The 19,592-nt window shown below is 48.3% G+C and carries 19 protein-coding genes; 1 reads left to right on the top strand and 18 read right to left on the bottom strand.

The genetic code is table 11. The features are described 5' to 3' along the window. Nucleotides 1–132 precede the first annotated feature (132 nt). From AC3RCI_RS00250 to pth, 9 genes are all read right to left on the bottom strand, one after another. Entirely contained in the window at nt 133–411 is a 279-nt protein-coding gene (locus tag AC3RCI_RS00250; RefSeq protein WP_095293361.1) for an RNA-binding S4 domain-containing protein, read from the bottom strand. After that, nucleotides 411–683: an HU family DNA-binding protein gene (locus AC3RCI_RS00245; RefSeq protein ID WP_017691362.1), complete on the bottom strand. Its 273-nt coding sequence runs from the start codon at nt 681–683 to the stop codon at nt 411–413. Before AC3RCI_RS00245 ends, AC3RCI_RS00250 begins: the two co-directional genes overlap by 1 nt. Before the next feature lie 310 nt (nt 684–993). After that, nucleotides 994–2,490, bottom strand: a complete 1,497-nt coding sequence (gene yabN, locus AC3RCI_RS00240; RefSeq protein WP_336784350.1) for a bifunctional methyltransferase/pyrophosphohydrolase YabN — start codon at nt 2,488–2,490, stop codon at nt 994–996. Nucleotides 2,491–2,641: 151 nt separating this feature from the next. Next, the gene (locus AC3RCI_RS00235) at nt 2,642–4,351 is read right to left on the bottom strand and encodes a putative polysaccharide biosynthesis protein (RefSeq protein WP_492527269.1); all 1,710 of its coding nucleotides are present in this window, start codon (nt 4,349–4,351) and stop codon (nt 2,642–2,644) included. A gap of 180 nt (nt 4,352–4,531) precedes the next feature. Continuing rightward, entirely contained in the window at nt 4,532–5,074 is a 543-nt protein-coding gene (gene spoVT, locus AC3RCI_RS00230; RefSeq protein ID WP_095293358.1) for a stage V sporulation protein T, read from the bottom strand. A gap of 281 nt (nt 5,075–5,355) precedes the next feature. Further along, nucleotides 5,356–6,522, bottom strand: coding sequence for a peptidylprolyl isomerase (locus AC3RCI_RS00225; protein ID WP_492527268.1), 1,167 nt, complete (start codon nt 6,520–6,522; stop codon nt 5,356–5,358). Next, nucleotides 6,506–10,033 (bottom strand): transcription-repair coupling factor, encoded by a 3,528-nt coding sequence (mfd, locus tag AC3RCI_RS00220; RefSeq protein WP_492527267.1) that lies wholly within the window; start codon nt 10,031–10,033, stop codon nt 6,506–6,508. Before mfd ends, AC3RCI_RS00225 begins: the two co-directional genes overlap by 17 nt. 277 nt (nt 10,034–10,310) lie before the next feature. Further along, a complete protein-coding gene (gene fin, locus AC3RCI_RS00215; protein ID WP_095293355.1) occupies nt 10,311–10,541 on the bottom strand; it encodes an anti-sigma-F factor Fin in 231 nt (76 codons plus the stop codon). 100 nt (nt 10,542–10,641) lie between these two features. After that, a complete protein-coding gene (pth, locus tag AC3RCI_RS00210; RefSeq protein WP_336784354.1) occupies nt 10,642–11,202 on the bottom strand; it encodes an aminoacyl-tRNA hydrolase in 561 nt (186 codons plus the stop codon). A 139-nt stretch (nt 11,203–11,341) separates the two neighbouring features. Here pth and AC3RCI_RS00205 point away from each other — a divergent pair, with 139 nt between their 5' ends. Beyond that, nucleotides 11,342–11,542: a hypothetical protein gene (locus AC3RCI_RS00205; RefSeq protein ID WP_024633712.1), complete on the top strand. Its 201-nt coding sequence runs from the start codon at nt 11,342–11,344 to the stop codon at nt 11,540–11,542. Nucleotides 11,543–11,645: 103 nt separating this feature from the next. On the opposite strand, the gene AC3RCI_RS00200 is transcribed toward AC3RCI_RS00205, so the two are convergent. The 9 genes from AC3RCI_RS00200 to rsmA all read right to left on the bottom strand — a co-directional run bounded on the left by AC3RCI_RS00200 (nt 11,646) and on the right by rsmA (nt 19,592). After that, on the bottom strand, nt 11,646–12,599 hold the full coding sequence (locus tag AC3RCI_RS00200; RefSeq protein ID WP_017691370.1) for a ribose-phosphate diphosphokinase: 954 nt from the start codon (nt 12,597–12,599) through the stop codon (nt 11,646–11,648). A 100-nt stretch (nt 12,600–12,699) separates the two neighbouring features. Then, a complete protein-coding gene (gene glmU / locus AC3RCI_RS00195; protein WP_492529761.1) occupies nt 12,700–14,091 on the bottom strand; it encodes a bifunctional UDP-N-acetylglucosamine diphosphorylase/glucosamine-1-phosphate N-acetyltransferase GlmU in 1,392 nt (463 codons plus the stop codon). A 399-nt stretch (nt 14,092–14,490) separates the two neighbouring features. After that, nucleotides 14,491–14,775 (bottom strand): septation regulator SpoVG, encoded by a 285-nt coding sequence (spoVG, locus tag AC3RCI_RS00190; RefSeq protein WP_017691372.1) that lies wholly within the window; start codon nt 14,773–14,775, stop codon nt 14,491–14,493. A gap of 188 nt (nt 14,776–14,963) precedes the next feature. After that, a complete protein-coding gene (purR, locus tag AC3RCI_RS00185) occupies nt 14,964–15,791 on the bottom strand; it encodes a pur operon repressor (RefSeq protein ID WP_095293352.1) in 828 nt (275 codons plus the stop codon). Between the two features lie 98 nt (nt 15,792–15,889). Next, entirely contained in the window at nt 15,890–16,744 is an 855-nt protein-coding gene (gene ispE / locus AC3RCI_RS00180) for a 4-(cytidine 5'-diphospho)-2-C-methyl-D-erythritol kinase (RefSeq protein ID WP_095293393.1), read from the bottom strand. 148 nt (nt 16,745–16,892) lie between these two features. Then, nucleotides 16,893–17,069 carry a small, acid-soluble spore protein, alpha/beta type gene (locus AC3RCI_RS00175; protein ID WP_095293351.1) on the bottom strand — a complete coding sequence of 59 codons (177 nt, stop codon included), beginning with the start codon at nt 17,067–17,069 and terminating at the stop codon, nt 16,893–16,895. A gap of 232 nt (nt 17,070–17,301) precedes the next feature. Further along, nucleotides 17,302–17,577, bottom strand: a complete 276-nt coding sequence (gene veg, locus AC3RCI_RS00170; RefSeq protein WP_095293350.1) for a biofilm formation stimulator Veg — start codon at nt 17,575–17,577, stop codon at nt 17,302–17,304. 153 nt (nt 17,578–17,730) lie between these two features. After that, nucleotides 17,731–18,627, bottom strand: coding sequence for a sporulation peptidase YabG (gene yabG, locus AC3RCI_RS00165; protein ID WP_336784356.1), 897 nt, complete (start codon nt 18,625–18,627; stop codon nt 17,731–17,733). A 62-nt stretch (nt 18,628–18,689) separates the two neighbouring features. Next, nucleotides 18,690–19,592, bottom strand: coding sequence for a 16S rRNA (adenine(1518)-N(6)/adenine(1519)-N(6))-dimethyltransferase RsmA (rsmA, locus tag AC3RCI_RS00160; protein WP_336784364.1), 903 nt, complete (start codon nt 19,590–19,592; stop codon nt 18,690–18,692).

Here is a 19,592-nt window from a genome sequence, read left to right as displayed (position 1 = left end):
AGGCGGGAATAGAACCAGGGATCATGAAGGAAATGCTTCTGCCTATGCAAACACAAAAGCACCCTTCCTATATAGGAAAGGTGCTTCTATCTCACTTACTTTCATTCATAAAAGAGCATATCGGGCCGATGATTACCAGTTCAGCCCGTTATCCTTGGCGATCGGCTCTTCCTTAACCAAGGTATAGAGGCTGCTCGCCTCGTCCTTCTTGGTGCTCTCAGCAAGACGTTCCACCTTCACGGTGACCAGCTTCTGACCGAACTGAACCGTCAGCTCATCGCCCACTTTAACAGCAGCGCTTGGCTTCGCTTCACGTCCGTTAATCAGAACACGTCCCTGTTCGGAGACGTCCTTGGCCACAGTGCGGCGTTTAATCAGCCGGGAGACCTTCAGGAATTTATCAAGACGCATTATTTTACGGCTTCTTTAAGTTTGTTGCCTGCTTTGAATGCAGGAACAGTGGACTCAGGAATAACGATTTCATTCCCTGTTTGTGGGTTACGTCCGGTACGACCGGAGCGTTTGCGGGTTTCAAAAGTGCCAAAGCCGATCAGTTGTACTTTGTCTCCGCTTGCGAGTGCATCTGTAATTTCTCCCAAGAAGCCGTTCAATACGGACTCAACGTCTTTTTTAGTCAAACCGCTTTTGGTGGAAATGTTGTTAATCAGATCTGTTTTGTTCATTTTTAAAAGCCTCCCAAATTAAAAAGAAAGTATCTGCGAATCCTGGCAATCCGCCTGACTGCCGTGGCTTTCGCGCAAGGTTACTACACATGTATTCTGGCTTGGATTCTGAATTCCTGCCTCGGCCAGCGACTTTTTTTGGCTGATGATGAACCTGTGCCTATGGAAAGTCTAAGTCCAATACCCGGAATGTTGTCCGATCAATCAGGATTAACTCTAATCCAAACATGAACACATGTTCGTATAAGCATATCATACCATTGAAAAACATGGAACAAGGATATTTGAACAGTTTACTTGGTCTACCCTGTTACAGTCCAGCCTTCTTCGCCGCTTGCCAGAACTGCTCCATTTCTTCGACGTTGCTATCTGCAGGTGTCCGTCCAAGTTCACGAAGCCGCTCCTCGATATATTGGAAGCGCTGAGTGAACTTGCGGTTGGTAGCGGCAAGAGCTTCCTCCGGGTCTGTATCAATGAAACGAGCCACATTCGCCGTAGCAAACAGCAAATCGCCCAGTTCCAGCTTCCGCTCTTCGGCCGATTGATTGCTACGCACTGCTTCTTTCAGTTCTGCCAGTTCTTCTTCAATCTTGGCAAATACGCCATTCACATCATCCCAGTCAAAACCAACCTTGGCTGCTTTCTTCTGGAGCTTGTACCCTTTCATCAAGGCAGGCAAATCGCGGGGAATACCATCCAGCACCGAAACGGTCTGTTGATCGGTCCCTTTACGCTTCTTCTCCTCTGCCTTCATCTGTTCCCAGTTCTGCAGTGCTTCATTCGCATTCTCGGCCTGATGCTCGCCAAATACATGAGGATGACGGAAAATGAGCTTGTCGTTAAGCCCTTCAATGACATCATACACATTGAAGGTGCCCACTTCCTCTTCCATCTGGGAATGCAGCAGAATCTGCAGCAACAAGTCCCCAAGCTCCTCTTTCATGTGATCAGGGTCATCTTCATCGATCGTTTCAATGACCTCATACGTCTCTTCAATCAGGTTCTTGCGAATCGACTGATGGGTTTGCTCCTGATCCCATGGGCATCCACCCGGGCTGCGAAGTATATTAACGATTTCATGCAACCTTGCAAAAGAGCGGCGTCGCAGGGCATCATCCGTGTTTTTCGGCACGTAAATGAGGGAGAGGTTTCCGTAACCTTCAATCCGGTCGAGCTCATGAAGCGGTACCTTGTGAATGATCTCCTGATCCTGTACGCCGAGGGCGTGCCCAACAAATACCGGATAGTCATCTGGATATACATCCATCAGGCATAGCTTCACATCAGACGCAGTAAACACATCATAAACCTGCCCGATCAAGGTATGCAGCTGAGGCTGCACTAGTTCCGTGCTCAGGCTGCTTGCATCAAGAAGTTGGAAGCCTTCAATGGGATCAAATCCGAGACGGATAAAGGCTTCATCCAGAAAACTTTCTCCCCCCATGACACGAAGTGAGATCCCCATTTGCGGGCAGCGTTCCTTAAGCAGCCGTACACTCGCCTCTGCCACCATCGGATGGCCTGGCACAGCGTAGACAATCTCGGTTCCCGGCTCTCCCTGACGGGCAGCCTCAATAAGGCGACTCGCAATCTCGTCATAGACCTCCGGGAACGATGCTTTCGCCTCGTAGATTGCATCAAATGATGTCATCTCCAGCCCTTCCTGCTTCAGATCATTCAGCACAGGATGATCCAATGTGCGGACATACAGCGTAGCCGCTTGTTTCATTTTCTTGATAATACCTACTGTCAGCTGATCTGCATCTCCTGATCCAAGACCAACGACGGTCAAAGCTGCTGCGCTCATTTTCAAGCCTCCATCCGAACCATTCTGCAGAATGCCTCCCATTGTTACATCGACATGAGGAACATACGCAGAACAGCGCTCTATAATTACACGTATTATAACAGAATCCGTGGATATCCAATAATTTCACACGTAAAAGGGTGAGACAGGGCTACCGCAGGACATGCAGCCTGCGAAGCCATTTGGCCAGGCGCGGTCCAAGCTTCGGGATCGCGGCCAGATCTGTGGCGGTCAGCAGCCCAGTACGCGCTGACGCCAGCAAGAACACGGCTGCGCCTGCCGCTATGCCAAGCAGGCTTATGCCTACCGCGGCCAGCCTGCGATCGGCCGCGATGCCCATGCCGCCGAGTACCGCTCCGGCAGCCCAGGCCATGCCTGCCGCCGCCGCGCTCATGGCGGCGATCACCAGCGCCGGCTTCACCAGGACGGCGCCAGTGGAAGGGCGCATCGCGGTACGCCGCGCCAGCAGGGCCACATTCAGGCCAGCCGCCAGCATATAGGCGACTGCGCCTGCCAGGGCCGCGCCGCTGATGCCCAGCGCGGGCACAAGCATGACGTTCAGCAGCGCCTTGACGCCTGCGGCGGCCAGCATGCTGAATGCGGGTGCGCGCACGGCGCCGAGGCCCTGCAGCAGCGCCGCCGCAATGATGCTGACGGTGCTGCCCGCCGCCGTCAGCGCCATATACCGCAGAGCTTCGGTGCCTGCGGCATCACCGTACAGCATGCGGTTGATCGGTTCTGCCAGCACCGCCAGACCAGCGGATGCAGCCAGACCGATTAACCAGAACCAGCGCAGCGCGATGCTTGCCTGCTGCCTGACGGCTTCCGGCCCGCCCTTCAGGCGAGCTTCGGCCATTGCCGGAATGAACAGCACCGATAGCGACGTAGCAAGCATCGTCACGAGCTGTACAAGAGGCAACCCCCGATTGTAAATTCCGAACGACACCATGGATTCGACCTCATCCAACCCTTCACTTCTTAGAAGCCGGGGCACCGTGAAGGTATCCACCAGGTTCATCAGAGGTACAGCGATCGAGCCCAGACAGACGGGAATGGCATATACCAGCAAGGTTCGAATCCATTGACCATTGGTGGGGAGCATCTCCGGTCGAACTCCTTTTTTTGTCCATTGCTGTAGTTGTCCCTCCCTGGCTTCCGATCTCTGCAAGCCTTCCATCACTTCTTGGGATAGACCCGTTTTCCTGCTCTTTCGCCGCCTACCGTACATATAGGCGAGCATGGTGAGTAATCCTGCGATTCCACCGGCAACAGAACCCAACATGGCTCCGGCAGCAATGGTCTCCAGCGATGCATCCTGCTTCATCAGCCATAGCAGCAGCACAATCATTACCGTTACACGAATTGTCTGCTCTACGACCTGTGACACAGCGGTCGGCACCATCTGCTGTAAACCCTGAAAATATCCACGAAGTCCAGTCATTAGCGGGACAAATAGCAGTGCAAGCGCTGCAGCCCGAATCGAAGGAATGACATGTCCATTACCAATCAGATGACCTATAAGTGGTGCACCAATGTACATCAGTATGGCCAGGATTAATCCGATGCCTCCAAGAAGCATGGAAGACAGACGGATAATCCGTTTACCCTCCTCCGGCCTCCCCAGCGCATGTTGTTCGGCTACAAATTTGGATACGGCAACAGGCAGTCCGGCGGCAGCAATCGTAATAATAAGCATATAGAACGGATATACCGTGTTATAAATGCCAAAAACACCGTCGCCCCCTAGATTCTGTAACGGAATCTTTTGAAAAGCACCGATGATTTTAGAAATAATGGCAGCAAGGCCAAGCACAAATGCACCCTGCAGCAATCTTGAGCCAGTAGTAGACGGCTGTTTCATAAGTCCCTCCTACAGTTATCCAAGCGATTATATCCAGTAAGCATACTTTGCTATTATACCTGCCTGAAGCCGCGCAGACTAACCTTCTGTTGAAGTTCCCTCTATCCACTCTTAATTCAGCCTTTTTAAATGCAAAAAAACTCCTGTCTGCCGGAAAGGCACCAGGAGTTGATCTGCTGTTTATTGTTCCATCTGCTTGCCAAGGAAGCCAGCAGCTGTCTCAGCCATTTTTACTTCCATCTGGGACATCTTCACGGATTCATCCTTGTTATACAGAATGACGGTTCCAATAGGGTCTCCACCCGAAATGATGGGTGCAATGACGAAAGAGGATAATGTTTCATCATGATCCTTGCTGATCTCATAGGAGCCACTACCTGTCTCAACGATGGTCTTGCGATTTTCCATGCAGCTCTCTACCAGCTGACCTACCTGCTTGTCCAGATATTCCTTCTTGGAGCCACCCGCTACCGTAATAATGGTATCGCGGTCAGAGATCATGGTTACATGACCTGTACTCTCATACAACGATTCAGCATATTCTTTGGCGAAATCGCCCAGTTCGCCGATCGGCGAATATTTTTTTAGAATGACTTCTCCATCACGATCCACAAAAATCTCAAGCGGATCTCCTTCACGAATTCGTAACGTACGACGGATTTCTTTTGGAATGACCACACGGCCGAGGTCATCAATACGGCGGACAATACCAGTAGCTTTCATTTCACATGTTGCCCCACTTTCTCGAGAAGATTTTTCAACTACTGTTCCTTAATGGGTAGAGGAAAGTCCCAGAACGTTTAGTGTGATATCTTGACCATAGTATTCATCTGTTCCCATTTCCTTATACATACTTTGAAGAATATAGTTGTGTTCTCTTCGCAGAAGGTGACCATGTACCCATTACGCTGCTTTCTGTACAAAAAGAAGCAAGGGGCAGGCCATAAGTCCTCCCCTTGCTTCTCTAAACTTGTCCAGAAAGTAAGTTTGCTGCTGCTCGTTTCTTACTTGCTACTTGTATCTGCGCTATCGCCTGTTGTTGCATCGGACTCTGTTTTAGTACCTTGATCTGTCTTAGCGTCAGTACCTGTGGACTCGTCCGTTTTGGTTTCTGTAGATTTGTCACCTTCGGTTCCAGTTCCAGTACCCGTTGTGCCTTCAGTACCTTCCGTAGCACCTTCTTCAGCCTTGTCTGTCTTCGGCAGGTTTACTTCCTTCACGATCTTATCCAGTTCATTCGTCATGAACGTATCGATCTCTGCTGCTGCCAATTGGCTTTTGAGTGTTTCTTTTTGCTCATCTGTCAATTTGCTGTAGTCTGCTTCGGTACGGGATTCTACTTTCATCACGTGGTAGCCGTATTCCGTTTCAACCGGATCACTGATTTTGTTGATTGGCAATGTTTTGGCAGCTTCTTTGAACGCTTCTACCCAGTTGGATACAGGGGTATTTTCGTACAATCCGCCATTATCTGCAGAGCCTGGATCTTCGGAGTATTCTTTTGCCACTTTTGCAAAGTCTTCGCCGGCATCCAGTTTCGTTTTAACTTCTTTTGCAATTTTCAAGGCATCTTCTTTTTTACGCTCTTTTTGCGTATCTGGGTCCGTGAAGTTAATCAGGACGTGACGAACCGAAGCGGTTGTGAACTGATCCTTGTTTGTATCAAATTCTTTTTTGATTGCATCTTCCGTAACGCCAGTCTCTTTATCCTTGATAACGGTCATGATGCGAGTCATGTAATCCTTGATGTTCTGATCTGTCAAATTCTGAGCTTTCAACATTTCAGTCCATTGATCCGCTTGAACTTGTGCTTTCATTTTGTCGAATTGTTCAGTTGCTGTTTTGGCACCTGCTGTTTTAGCTTCTTCACTCGCTTTGCCACTCAAATATTCATAAGCAACTTCCTGGCGCACCAGGTAGTCCTTGAAATCGTCCATCTCCATCATTTGTGCATATTCCGGATAGAGGAATTTCATGACCCGCTGCTCCATATCGAATTCATTGGCTGTAATTGTACCGCCATCATAGGTCGCTACAACAGCGCTTGTATCATTAGTTTCTGGTGCAGCTGCTTCATCCTTCTTGCCGCATGCAGCAAGCAGTGATAAGGACAGTACTGCAACCATACTCACGGAGAGTACTTTCCCTACTTTTTTATACTTTGGTAACATCCTTTGGTTCCCCCTTTGATTTAAAAGCACTCTTCATGGACTCCAGAAATTTCTCTACCAGTTCCATCAGTTGCTTGTCCCCAAGCCCTTTGCCTTTGACATGAATAAGCATATGGGGTCCTTGTTCAAATTGTACACGTCTTTCGAACTGATTTCCAATGTGCGCAATTTTCGAGAGCTCAAACGCATGCTCACGGCCTTCGTAGAATTTCACGGTAAGGTCGTCACCACGCTGCGTAATGGACTCAATTCCGTACATTTTCCCGTACACTTTCAATCTGGCTACAGCCATAAGATTAATGACAGCTTCCGGAAGGTCGCCGAATCGGTCAACCAATTCGTCTTCCAGCTCCATGGCATCGTCGAAAGAGGCAATAACCGCCACTTTTTTGTAAATCTCAATCTTCTGTATACTGTCATAGATATAATCACCCGGCAAGTAGGCATCGATGCTGAGATCGAGCGTGGTGTTCCATTGATCGGAAGGTACCGGCTCCTCCCCGAGCATGGTGACTTTGCGTTTATTGATTTCCTCGGCCAACATCTGAGAATACAGGTCGAATCCGACTGAGGCAATGAAGCCGTGCTGCTCTGCTCCCAGCAGGTTCCCTGCTCCGCGGATCGATAGATCTCGCATCGCAATTTTGAATCCCGACCCCAGCTCGGTAAACTCCTTAATAGACTGCAGACGTTTCTCTGCAACCTCGGTCAGCACTTTATCCCGTTGGTACGTAAAGTACGCATAGGCAATTCGATTGGACCGTCCAACGCGCCCACGCAGCTGGTACAGCTGGGAAAGGCCCATTTTGTCTGCATCATGAACAATCAGGGTATTTACATTCGGGATATCTACCCCTGTCTCAATGATGCTTGTGCTTACGAGCACATCATATTCGCCATCGAGGAAGTCCAGGATGGTTTTCTCCAGCTCTGTCTCCGACATCTGTCCATGGCCCACGCCCACTTTGGCTCCAGGAACCAGATCAGCAATTTCGGCAGCCATCTCCTGAATCCCTTGAACACGGTTATACAAATAATAAACCTGACCCCCACGTGCCAGTTCCCGCTCAATGGCTTCCCGAACAAGCGCCTGACTATGTTCCACGACATAGGTCTGCACCGGGAAACGATTCTCTGGTGGTGTTTCAATAACCGAGAGATCACGGACTCCCAGCATGGACATGTGGAGGGTACGCGGAATTGGTGTAGCCGTCAGTGTGAGCACGTCCACGTTTGTTTTCAGCTTCTTCAGCTTCTCCTTATGGGTTACACCGAAGCGCTGCTCTTCATCAACAATAAGCAGTCCTAGATCCTTGAATACCAGATCCTGCGATAACAACCGGTGCGTACCGATAACAATGTCGACCGTACCACTTTTAATGCCTTTGGCCGTCTCATTTTGTTCCTTACGGGAACGGAAGCGGCTAAGAACATGAATATTGAATGGATATCCCGAGAAACGTTCACGGAATGTCTCATAATGCTGCTGTGCCAAGATCGTGGTCGGAACGAGTACCGCAACCTGTTTGCCTTCAATAGCCGCTTTGAAAGCAGCACGAATGGCAACCTCGGTTTTTCCGTAACCGACGTCTCCACATAGCAGACGGTCCATGGGACGATTTTGTTCCATGTCCTTTTTAATTTCTTCGATCGCACGGACTTGGTCACGAGTCTCATCATAAGGGAACATGGCCTCAAATTCCTGCTGCTCGGCAGAGTCCTTCTCGAAGCCGAAACCTTTTGAGGTCTGACGCTCCGCATAGAGCTTGATCAGATCGTCAGCGATATCCTGTACAGATGAACGAACTTTATTTTTAACCCGTGTCCACTCGTTACCACCCAGCTTGTAGATCTTGGGCTCTTTCTCTTCTGACCCGACATATTTCTGGATCAGGTCGATCTGTTCGATCGGTACCGACAGTTTATCCCCACCAGCATAGAGAATATGCATATAGTCCTTATGAATACCGCCAACCTCAAGCGTACCAATGCCTAAATATTTACCAATCCCGTGGTTCTGATGGACAACATAATCGCCCACCTTCAGCTCACTATACGATTTAATCCGTTCTGCATTATCTACATTACGGCTTTGTTTGCGTGCCTTGCGCTGCTTTTGGGAGAACATCTCACCTTCGGTTACGACGGCTAAATGAATGGACGGCAGTTCGAATCCGGTCTGCAGGTTACCGATAAGCATTTCCGGTTCCGGTATATCGTAGTCCATGAGGACTCTCCGCATACGATCGAGTCTTTCTTCACCGCTCGCCAGCATAAGCACATGCACTCCGGCTTTCTGCCAGCGCTCCATCTCGGCCTTAAGCACATTCATCTGTCCGTGGAAATCCTGCATGCCCCGACTGATAAAATTCAGAATGTTTTGAGGTTGTGTATGTGGAACCTGACGCAAGAAGATCGACATAAACAGCGTCTGGAATGGACGTTCATATAACAGCTCATCCCCATCTGCTGACAAATGAAGATCAGGCAGTGTCTTTCCGTTTTGCATCAAATGCAGGTTCCACTCCGATTCATCCCGGTCGAGCTGCTTGGACGTTTCAGCCAGCCGTGCAGGTTCGTCCAGAACAAGAAGCGTGTCCTCCGGCATGTAATCGTAAATGGTTTTATGCTCCGGATAGAGCGGTGATATATATTTATACATTTCAGAGAAATACACATGCTCACGCAGCAACTCAATCTCCCGGTGAATTTCTTCACGGAGACGCAGCTTGGCCTGGCGGTCAGTCATTTTCTCCAGCTGTTTTTCCAGTAAAACGACAGCTTCATCCGCAGCCTTCTCCATACGTTCGCGGTCAGCAATCAATTCCTTGCACGGCAGCACCGTAACGTCATCGATACGTTCAATGGAGCGTTGATCCGCTGGGTCGAATGTTCGTATGGAGTCAATTTCATCGTCAAACAATTCCACCCGATAAGCAATGGACGATGTCACTGGATAAAAGTCGATAATTCCTCCGCGCACGCTCATCTCGCCGCGAGATTCAACCCGTTCTACACGTTCATATCCAAGCTTCACCATCTCCAGAAGGAACGAGTCCAGATCGAGAGTATTCCCTTGTTTGATGGTAATCTGAGCATTTGCCATCACTTCCGGAAGAGGGACATAACGCCGCACGCCGGAAAATGGAATAACAACAACGCCCCTAAAGCCTTGGGCGCAGCGAACTAACACATCAATACGCTGACCCAGTGTTTCCGGACTGGAAACAGCGGCTTCAGCGGCTACAAGTTCATTCGCAGGATAGAGCAGCACCTGATCTGGTGAAAGCGCTTCCTGTAAATCTTCTGCGATTTTTTGTGCGGAAAACATATTGTGTGTAACGACGAGCAGTGGTCGGTTCATCTCTTGGTGCAGAGCTGCCAGCATGATCTGGCGCGCTGATCCGGACAATCCTGAGACCAGCTGCTCTTTCATACCGGACGTAATACCGGCAGTAATGGATCCAAAATCGGGATCTTTGGAAAAAGCCTGTATAAGTGCTTGTAACAAAAGGGGCACCTCTCTTATAACTTACTTGATTAGTTCACGCCAAAGCGCAGTATTATCATTTTAAATTGGATACAAATTCCTTTTTGTCCTGTTTCATCATATCGGATTACTCGCTTCATTACCACATCAGGTTCATTCAATTAGCCTAAATTCCGTCATGAGCATTTTCATTCCCAAATTGAAAAGAAGCCTCAGCAGGCTGCCAAGGCTATAAAGGTGGAGCGGTATTCCGCGGCCCCCATCATCTGTTGTCCATCTTCGCTGCGAACCAGGCTTATTATTGAAGCGGGCTCGCCAGTAAGCTGAGCTCAGGATTGAGTTCAAGCGCTTCTTTGCAATAATCGCATGTAATCCGAACGGTAATATCCCCACCGGAATTATACGCTATTATATCCCTCCGCTCGTCGGGGGTCAAGAAATGAAAGCCCAACTGTTCTTCTGATATTCGGGCAGAATCGATTCGGCCAATAAAGGTACGGCAGTGCCTGCACACATAATTCACTGACATGTTTATGCCTCCTGAACATGGTTTATACGTCCAGTATGCCCATTATGACTGAATTGAACCCGGTTTTGATCATTTTTCCCAGCATGCCTTCCAACAAGTATTACCCGTTAAACTTAGCCATTGTCTGCTCAAATGTATGATCTAGGCTATGCTCCAAAGCATCACAGGTTTGCTCAATGGTATGTTCGAGCGCTTCCTTCTCTTTTTTCATAAATGTAGACAGTACATAATCAACAATGGCGTGTCCAGGTTCCGGGCGAGAAATGCCCATCCGTACACGGTTGAATTGCTGTGTGCCGGTATGCTGAATAATGGATTTGATTCCATTATGGCCGCCAGCGCTACCTTGATAACGCAGTCTGACTTTGCCAATCTCCGTGTCCATGTCATCATAAACGACAATCAGATCTTCCAGACTGACTTTGTAAAAGTCCATATATGCCCGTACTGATTCACCGGACAGATTCATGAATGTCATGGGTTTGATCAACACGGTTTTCACACCGCCAATATTTCCTTCTCCAATTAACGCTTTGCATTTGCTCTGAGTGATGGAAATCCCATGACGACTGGCCAGTTGGTCCAGTGCCATAAAGCCAATATTATGTCGTGTTTTGGCATAGTTTGAGCCCGGGTTACCCAGGCCGACAATCCACTTCATCGTATTCCCTCCTTCGGATCACATGAGGTGAGGCATAGACTTCGAATGTTATATTTCATATAATATCAAGAAAGTGAACTTCCTATTTACTGTAATTTTCACGATTATTATCTTATTAACCCAGGAAGGTGAGCGGGTTTTGCGCGAAGATAACGGACAGCTGACTCAACATAGTGATTTTATCTATCATCTCGAATACCATGTACCCGTACAGGTATATGATCGCGACACCCATATTGAGATCGGATTGATTACACGTTTCGATAATCAATTTGTCGAAATTGCCGACACTCTTTTTCATCGGCGGCGTTTTCGCTTCATTTCACGGCCAGGATATTAATCATCCGGCCTCTCCATGCATCGTTATAATGGCACGCCGACAGGGGTTACATTTTCCGTTCGACCGGAAAACGTAACCCCTCTACTACTTTGTGCAGACATCCTTATTCAATTTCAAACAGCTTGCTGATTGACAATTCCTCATGAACCCGGATAATGGCTTCCCCGAGCAAAGGTGCTACAGACAACACTTTAAGTTTGCTTGTCGGATTGGCATGCGTGATTGGAATCGTATCCGTTACGATAACTTCTTTCAGTGGTGCATTCTCCAAACGCTCCATCGCTGGTCCGGACAATACCGGGTGAGTACAGCATGCGTATACTTCCTTCACGCCGCCTTCCATCAGTGCATTTGCACCCAACACAATGGTTCCTGCCGTATCGATGATATCATCGATCAGGATCGCTGTTTTACCTTCAATGTTACCGATAATGTTCATAACTTCACTTACATTCGGCTCCGGACGACGTTTATCAATGATGGCCAGAGGTGCATTCAGGAAATCAGCCAATTTCCGTGCACGAACTACACCACCGTGGTCAGGGGATACAACGACCGGATTTTCAATCTGTTTGGAGCGGAAATATTGAGCCAGAATCGGCACACCAAGCAGATGATCCACTGGAATATCAAAAAAGCCCTGGATTTGCATGGCATGCAAGTCCATCGCAATCACGCGGGTAGCTCCTGCTTTTTCGATCAGATTGGCTACCAGTTTCGCCGTAATTGGATCACGCGAACGTGCCTTACGATCCTGCCGTGCATAACCGTAATACGGAATTACAACGTTAATTGTCTTGGCTGATGCCCGTTTAAGTGCATCAATCATGACGAGCATCTCCATCAGGTTGTCGTTAACCGGCAAGCAAGTGGACTGCACAATGTATACGTGACAGCCCCGAACGCTCTCGGAGAGCTTCACTTGAATCTCACCATCACTGAAGCTGGTTGTGTGAGATTCACCCATAGGAATTCCGATATAATCAGCAATTTGATGGGCAAGCTTGGGGTTAGAATTGCAAGTAAATATTTTTAATTTCGAATCAAAATAAGTCATAAAATAAAAACCCTCCGTGCTGGTTCATTGGAATCTATAAGCGTCTGCGACATGTCGGCACCTCCCGAAGATCGGGAGGCAATCAGAATATCAATACCCCTTATTCGGGTTTGGCATTTTGTTTCTTGGCTTTGGCACGTCCGCGAATTTTCTCCGCGTAACCAGGTTTGTTCTCCTGGCGAGGACGAGCAATAGCCAGATCGTTCTCCGGAACGGAATGTGTAACGGTTGAGCCGGCAACCACATAAGCGCCTTTTCCTACCGTGATCGGTGCAATCAGATTGACATTGCTGCCTACGAACGCATCATCTTCGATTTTCGTTACAGCTTTATTATATCCATCATAATTAACCGTTATTGCCCCGCATCCAACATTTACGTTCTTCCCTACTTTAGCATCCCCAATATAGCTGAGATGTGATACTTTGGATCCTTCGTCAATTGTAGCATTTTTCACTTCGACAAAGTCACCAATTTTTACTTTCCGGCCCAGCTTGGTGCCAGGACGCAGGTAAGCAAATGGTCCTACCGTTGTCTCTTCGCCTACTTCGGCCTGGGACAACACGGAATGTTTAATCGTCACACCGTTCTGAATAACACTGTCTTCAATATCGGCCTGAGGACCAATATGGCAAGCTTCACCAATGGAAGTTGTCCCTTTCAGAATGGTTCCCGGATATAATACCGTGTCTGATCCAATCGTAACATCCGCTCCGATATATGTCGATGACGGATCAATGATCGTAACACCGTTCAACATATGTTTTACAGCCAAACGTTCACGCATATATGCTTCTGCTTGGGACAGAGCAAGCCTGTCATTAACTCCGATGGATTCCGCGATATCATCTGACATATAAGCTTCAACCACTTCACCATCGTTACGGAAAATCCCAACAACATCTGTCAGGTAGTACTCTCCTTGGGCGTTCTGGTTGGTCACTTTCTCCAGTGCAGCAAACAATTTCGCATTATCGAAACAGTAAGTCCCTGTGTTAATTTCTTTCACAGCATCTTCCTGCTCGTTGCAGTCCTTCTGTTCCACAATGCGTTGTACAGAACCGTCTTCTCCGCGAATGACGCGGCCGTAACCTTTTGGATTGTCCAATTGAGCCGTTAGTACGGTTGCAGCAGCTCCGCGACTCTCATGAAGCTTCATCAGACCTTCCAGCGTTTCACTGGTTACCAGTGGTGTATCTCCACAGACGACTATAGTAGAGCCTTGCTCACTTCCAAGCAAAGACTTCACTTGCTTCACCGCGTGACCCGTTCCCAATTGTTCAGCCTGAAGTGCATACTCTGCTTTGGAACCCAAAAATGACTGCACCGCTTCGGCACCATGACCGACCACGACTACACTGCGCTCAACGCCTGCGCGTAGAGCTGCATCCAGCACATGAGCTACCATAGGTTTACCGCATACGGGATGCAGTACTTTGTACAATTTAGATTTCATTCGTTTGCCTTGCCCTGCAGCAAGTACAATTGCCATTCGTTTCAAATTTCACGACCTCCTGTTCTGAAAACCCCATCCGGAAGACTCACCTTAATGGATCATCCCTGATAAGTATCGTTCAGCCGGCCTGAAGCCGGTCTTGTTCATCGCCTACTGTCTCTGTTATCACACGTAACAACGCGGACACGAGCAAATCGTGACCTATATGTATACGCCGTGTACCTGCGAGCCTTAACCGAATCCCAATGACTCTTAAGATGCCGCCCTGTCACCAAGCGCACGCTGCGCTAATGTTTCCTTCAACATTTTCCAGCAATAAAGCTGCTAAATGTTCCTGTTTGAATAAACTCAATACTGAATATATCTTATTCCGGTCAAAAAGAAAAGAGAGCCATAAGACATGGCTCTCTTTTCCTTCGAACCCCAATAATGTTCTCAGGCACCTTCTTCAATGACTTCTTCCTCAGTTGCAGCGCGGTCATACTCAGTCAAAACAGCAGCCTGAATCTTCTCACGAGTACCGGAAGAGATCGGGTGGGCGATATCACGGAATTCTCCGTCAGGAGTCCGCTTGCTCGGCATAGCAACAAACATTCCGTTGTTCCCATCAATGACGCGAATGTCATGAACGACGAATTCGTTATCGATGGTAATGGATGCGATAGCCTTCATTCTCCCTTCCGAGTTAACACGGCGGAGTCTGACATCCGTAATTTGCATGTGTGTGTTCACCACCTTTTTCCATCAGAACTTGGTGTATAATTCCACACAGCCTATACGAACTCCTTCTTTTTATAACCACAAAAATGTCCTAATTTCAGGAATTTTTTTATTTAATACACAATTCGACAACGTTAGTGCCAGGTCGATGGAAAAGAACCTTTCCCGACATGTTATTCGTCATCTTTCTACAGGTCAAAATAGTTACCAGGCTTGACCGAAATGTGTCTGCTTTTTGCATCCACGGCTGTTAGCTGCGCAAGAGATACGTAATCGGTCAGCAAACGCTCTTCCGAATCAACTGACCCGGATTCTACCAGTACCCCTACGCCTGCTACCGTTGCATTAAACTCGGCGAGCAAATCAATCATGCCCTGTACCGTTCCACCGGCTTTCATGAAATCATCCACGATCAGAACCCTTGAATGCTCACGCATCGCTCTGCGGGATAGGGACATGGTATGGAGACTTTTATGGGACCCCGATACATAATTGATACTTACGGCCGATCCTTCCGTAGCCTGATGGTCCCTGCGCACGAGCACTACAGGCAGGTTAAGCTGGGCTCCAGTCGCATAAGCCAGAGGAATACCCTTCGTTTCTACCGTCATGACTACATCGATATCCATGTTGCCAAAAGCAGTCGCAAATATTTTACCTGCTTCGTTCATCAATGCAGGCTGTCCAAGCAGGTCAGACATATAGAGATACCCTCCTGGCAAAATACGGTCAGGCTGCTCCAACTGATTGCTTAGTCGTTCGGCAAAAGCCAGAGCATGTTCTCTGGACACTTTCGGAATCCATTTAACTCCCCCGGCAGCCCCTGCCAGTGTCTGCAGTTCTCCCGACCCACCTTCTTCGAACACTTCTTTGATTATCGCCAAATCCTCACTGATTGACGACTTCGCGGCACCATAACGTTCGGCAAAAGTGGTTAACGGAATAACCGTATGCGGTCTTGACAATAAATACTGCGTCATTTCAACCAGCCTAGCGCTTCGTTTTAATTTCTTCACAGAGATCCATCCTCACGATCACGGAAAACATCCAAATCCGAATAATTATTTAAAAATATACCACCTTTATACGTGTTTGTACATTATAAAAGCGAATTCTAAGTCAACATGCGTACTGCATACACTTCTTTGCAGAAGCCGCGCAGCCCATTATAGATCCGTGCAACCTTTGCTTCCTTGGAGACCAATCCGAATACTGTTGGGCCACTACCCGACATGAGCACCCCATCTGCACCCAGCTTCATCATCGCATCCTTCAGATGCTGAACTTCCGGATACAGCTTAAGCGTAACATCCTCAAGTACATTCCCCATCTGTCCGCACACCTCTGCAAAGGAATGATTGCGAATGGCCTGCTCCATTTTGGCCGCACTTGGATGCCGAACAATCTTGTCGCTGCGAAATCTTCCGTACACATCCGCTGTCGACACATTGATTGGAGGCTTCGCCAAGATGACCCAACATTGCGGTGGGTTAGGCATTGGTTTCAGTTTCTCTCCACGGCCTGTAGCGAGCGCTGTACCCCCAGTAATACAAAAAGGTACATCCGAACCAAGCTCTGCCCCAAGCTCCTGGAGCTCATGATCCGGGATATTCAGACGCCAGAGGCGGTTCAAGCCGCGCAGCGTAGCTGCAGCGTCACTGCTGCCTCCTGCCAGACCGGCAGCCACCGGAATTTTTTTGTCCAGATGAATGTGCACTCCAGTACGCACGTCATAGCGCTCTTTGATTAATCTGGCCGCCTGGAATGCCAGATTCTTCTCATCAAGCGGAATATACCCGGCCTGACTGGAGATAAATATCGTATCGCGAGGCAGTTCCGACATTTCCAGCCGGTCTGCCAAATCGACCATGGTCATGATCATCTCGACTTCGTGGAAGCCGTCGCTTCGTTTATGTAAAACGTCCAGCATCAAATTAATTTTAGCAGGCGCTTTTTCGTAAATTTTCAAGGCGTTCACCCGTCCTCACCTTTTCCCTAAGACAACTTAACATATTATATCAAAATGGGGCTGTCAAGTCATTTTTATTCCGAATTCATGGGGAAAAAGCGAGGTCAACCTCGTGGAAGGCCCCGCTCTCCAAACCGTCTAGATCGAATTACGATTTGCGTGCTGCCTCTTCAGCAAGCTGAATGGCACGCTTCACCATATTGCCTGCATCCTTGGCTTTGATGCCACCCCAGCCTTCCTGCTGTACCGTATCATAAAATCCCAGGTCTTTTGCCAGCTCATACTTGAGTTCATCTGACATTACACTTCTTCTTCTGCGGCTCATGAAACCATCCTCCTTGAAGTAACAGTTCTGATTAGTCCATTTCACCAGGATTCTTCCTGACAGCTTCAGAGCCACCATTTTAGATGAACTGTTCAGCATATCAGTATGGGCCTGTTCAAGTAGTATGCCGTTTCTGGTTAAACCTCATTCCTGCAGATGCCTGTCTGAACGGTATTTCTACACAATAAAAAAGCAGTTCGCCCCAAGGGGCAAACTGCCTGTAAAACGATGCTTACGTCTCCATGTAGGAGTTAGGCGTCTGGTCGCCTGGGTTAAATACCATGACTTCCACCGACTCCGTAAGTATATCTGCATAACTGTAAGAGACTCGCTTGAACGTTTCTTGCTCCTCATCAAGCTTGACAATAAAAACAGAAGGGTACGTTTCTTCCAAGACACCCGTACGCTCGATAGTCTTACGGCGGCCACCATTAGCCCGCAACATAATTTTTTGACCTATATGAGCATCGAGATTGCGTTTGATATCCAACAGCGTATTTTTAGCCATTGTCGACGACCACCTCTTTTCTTGTCCATTATACCTGAATTTACAGTCAATGTCAAATCAAAACTAAATATTATATCAGTATGGAAAAGTTGCTGTCAATGAATTTTTTTGCAAATGAAAAAAGCCCCAAATTGGGACTTTAATTGACCTGTATCAGACGACTGATGGATTAACTTTAAGTGTAGATAAATCATTCAAACCAGGCAGGCCAACGCGGTAACTGCCGCGTGTTTCGACACCACCTACACCCTGGCTGCCACTAATTGTGTTATGCAGAATATCATTCATATTCACCGTTTCCCTAACGGATGTAAAGGCCGCCTTGGCAGCCACATATACCGGGTCAAGGGCATGAATCAGAATTCGGCCTGGTGAGCTGGCAAAGTTCGCACCTGCCCGCAGAAGTGCCTCAAAATGGGACTGACATGCTCCTGCAACGATCGTGAGCGCATCCAGATGACGCTCATATTGTCTTGCAACCTGGATCGCTGCTACAAAATTTTGCGAATTCTTGTAACTTCCGAGACTGTATAAGTCGTAAGGCTGACGGGTCTTCAGCACTCCGTCATGGCCCGTAATGACTACAATATCAGGCTGGACTTTGGGAAGAAGACGATACAGGGCATCAGCCATGGCTGACTCATGGACATATTGACCCTCTGCCGGGACACGAAGCTGCTCATAAAGAGCCATACTTTTCTTCAGGTAATTTGGATCCCCATCCAAGTGAAGCACCTTGCCGGGCATTTCAAAATAAGCAGGCTCGCGCTGTGCAGACCAGTCCTGCGTCAAGCCTTCACGGTTGCGTTCCGCTTGTTCAATCCGGTTCTGCTGTAGCCTGGAGAGTGTTTGATGTGCTTTTACATGTGCCTGCCTGGTCTTGGCACTCTGCGGCTCATAAGGAACCTGTATCAAATCGTCCACCGGGGAGTCGGCAAGCAGCCGGAATTCGGTCCCTTTAATGACCGCGCTATCCAACTGGAGGCCTTCCACCCGAAAAGTCACATCTCCACCGTATGACTTACGAACGACCAAGTCTCCGATATTCATCAACATAATCACCTCTACCCCATCGTATGGGCAAAGACCCGGTTTGGTTCATCCGAATTTATTTACAGGCCGGCACGAACTCCTGCATCCCACATCACCGTGCTTAGCGTCGCATATTCCTGCAGACTAAGTGTCTCACCCCGTCTGGAGGGCTGAATGCCAGCCTGCTCCAGCAATTGATCCGCCTGCTCCCGGTTTTCCTTGGTGAAGAAGCGGGCTTTGAGATTGTTCGAGATGGTTTTTCTGCGCTGGGCAAATGAGGCTTGTACCACTTCGAAGAAATGTGCTTCACTCGGCACTTCGACAGGAGGCTGCTCACGCACTTTAAGCTTGATGACGGCAGATTCCACATTCGGTTGCGGAATGAATACCGTTGGCGGCACAATACAAACCAATTCAGGCACACTGTAATATTGGACCGCAATGCTCAGACTTCCGTAGTCTTTTGAGCCGGGTGCAGCTGCCATACGTTCTGCTACTTCCTTCTGAATCATAACGACAATGCTGTCTACTGGCAGTTTCTCTTCCAGCAGTTTCATCATAATCGGAGTCGTCACATAGTACGGCAGATTGGCTACAACACTCACCTTGCTCACACTAGCAAAGTCTGTGCGGAAAAGCTCTGCCAAGTCCAGCTTCAGCACATCTCCGTGCTGTATCCGAACGTTGGGATAAGGCTCCATTACTTCTCCAAGGATCGGTAACAAACGCTGATCGATTTCCACAGCCGTTACAGGGCCGGCTGCTCGGGCCAGTCTCTCCGTAAGTGCCCCAATTCCCGGGCCGATTTCGAGTGCGCCCTTGGACTCGTCCAGATCCGCTGCACTTACAATTTTGTTCAATATATTCTGATCAATCAGAAAGTTCTGACCTAGACTTTTTTTAAAGGAGAAACCGTGTCTCTGAATTATCTCTTTCGTTCGCTTGGGTGTTGCAATTTCCAAAGTCTCATCCATGCCATTCAT

It is taken from the genome of Paenibacillus sp. MT124, from assembly GCF_058792755.1.
Note: the sequence above shows the minus strand (reverse complement) of the source record. Positions and strands in the feature narration are given on the sequence as shown.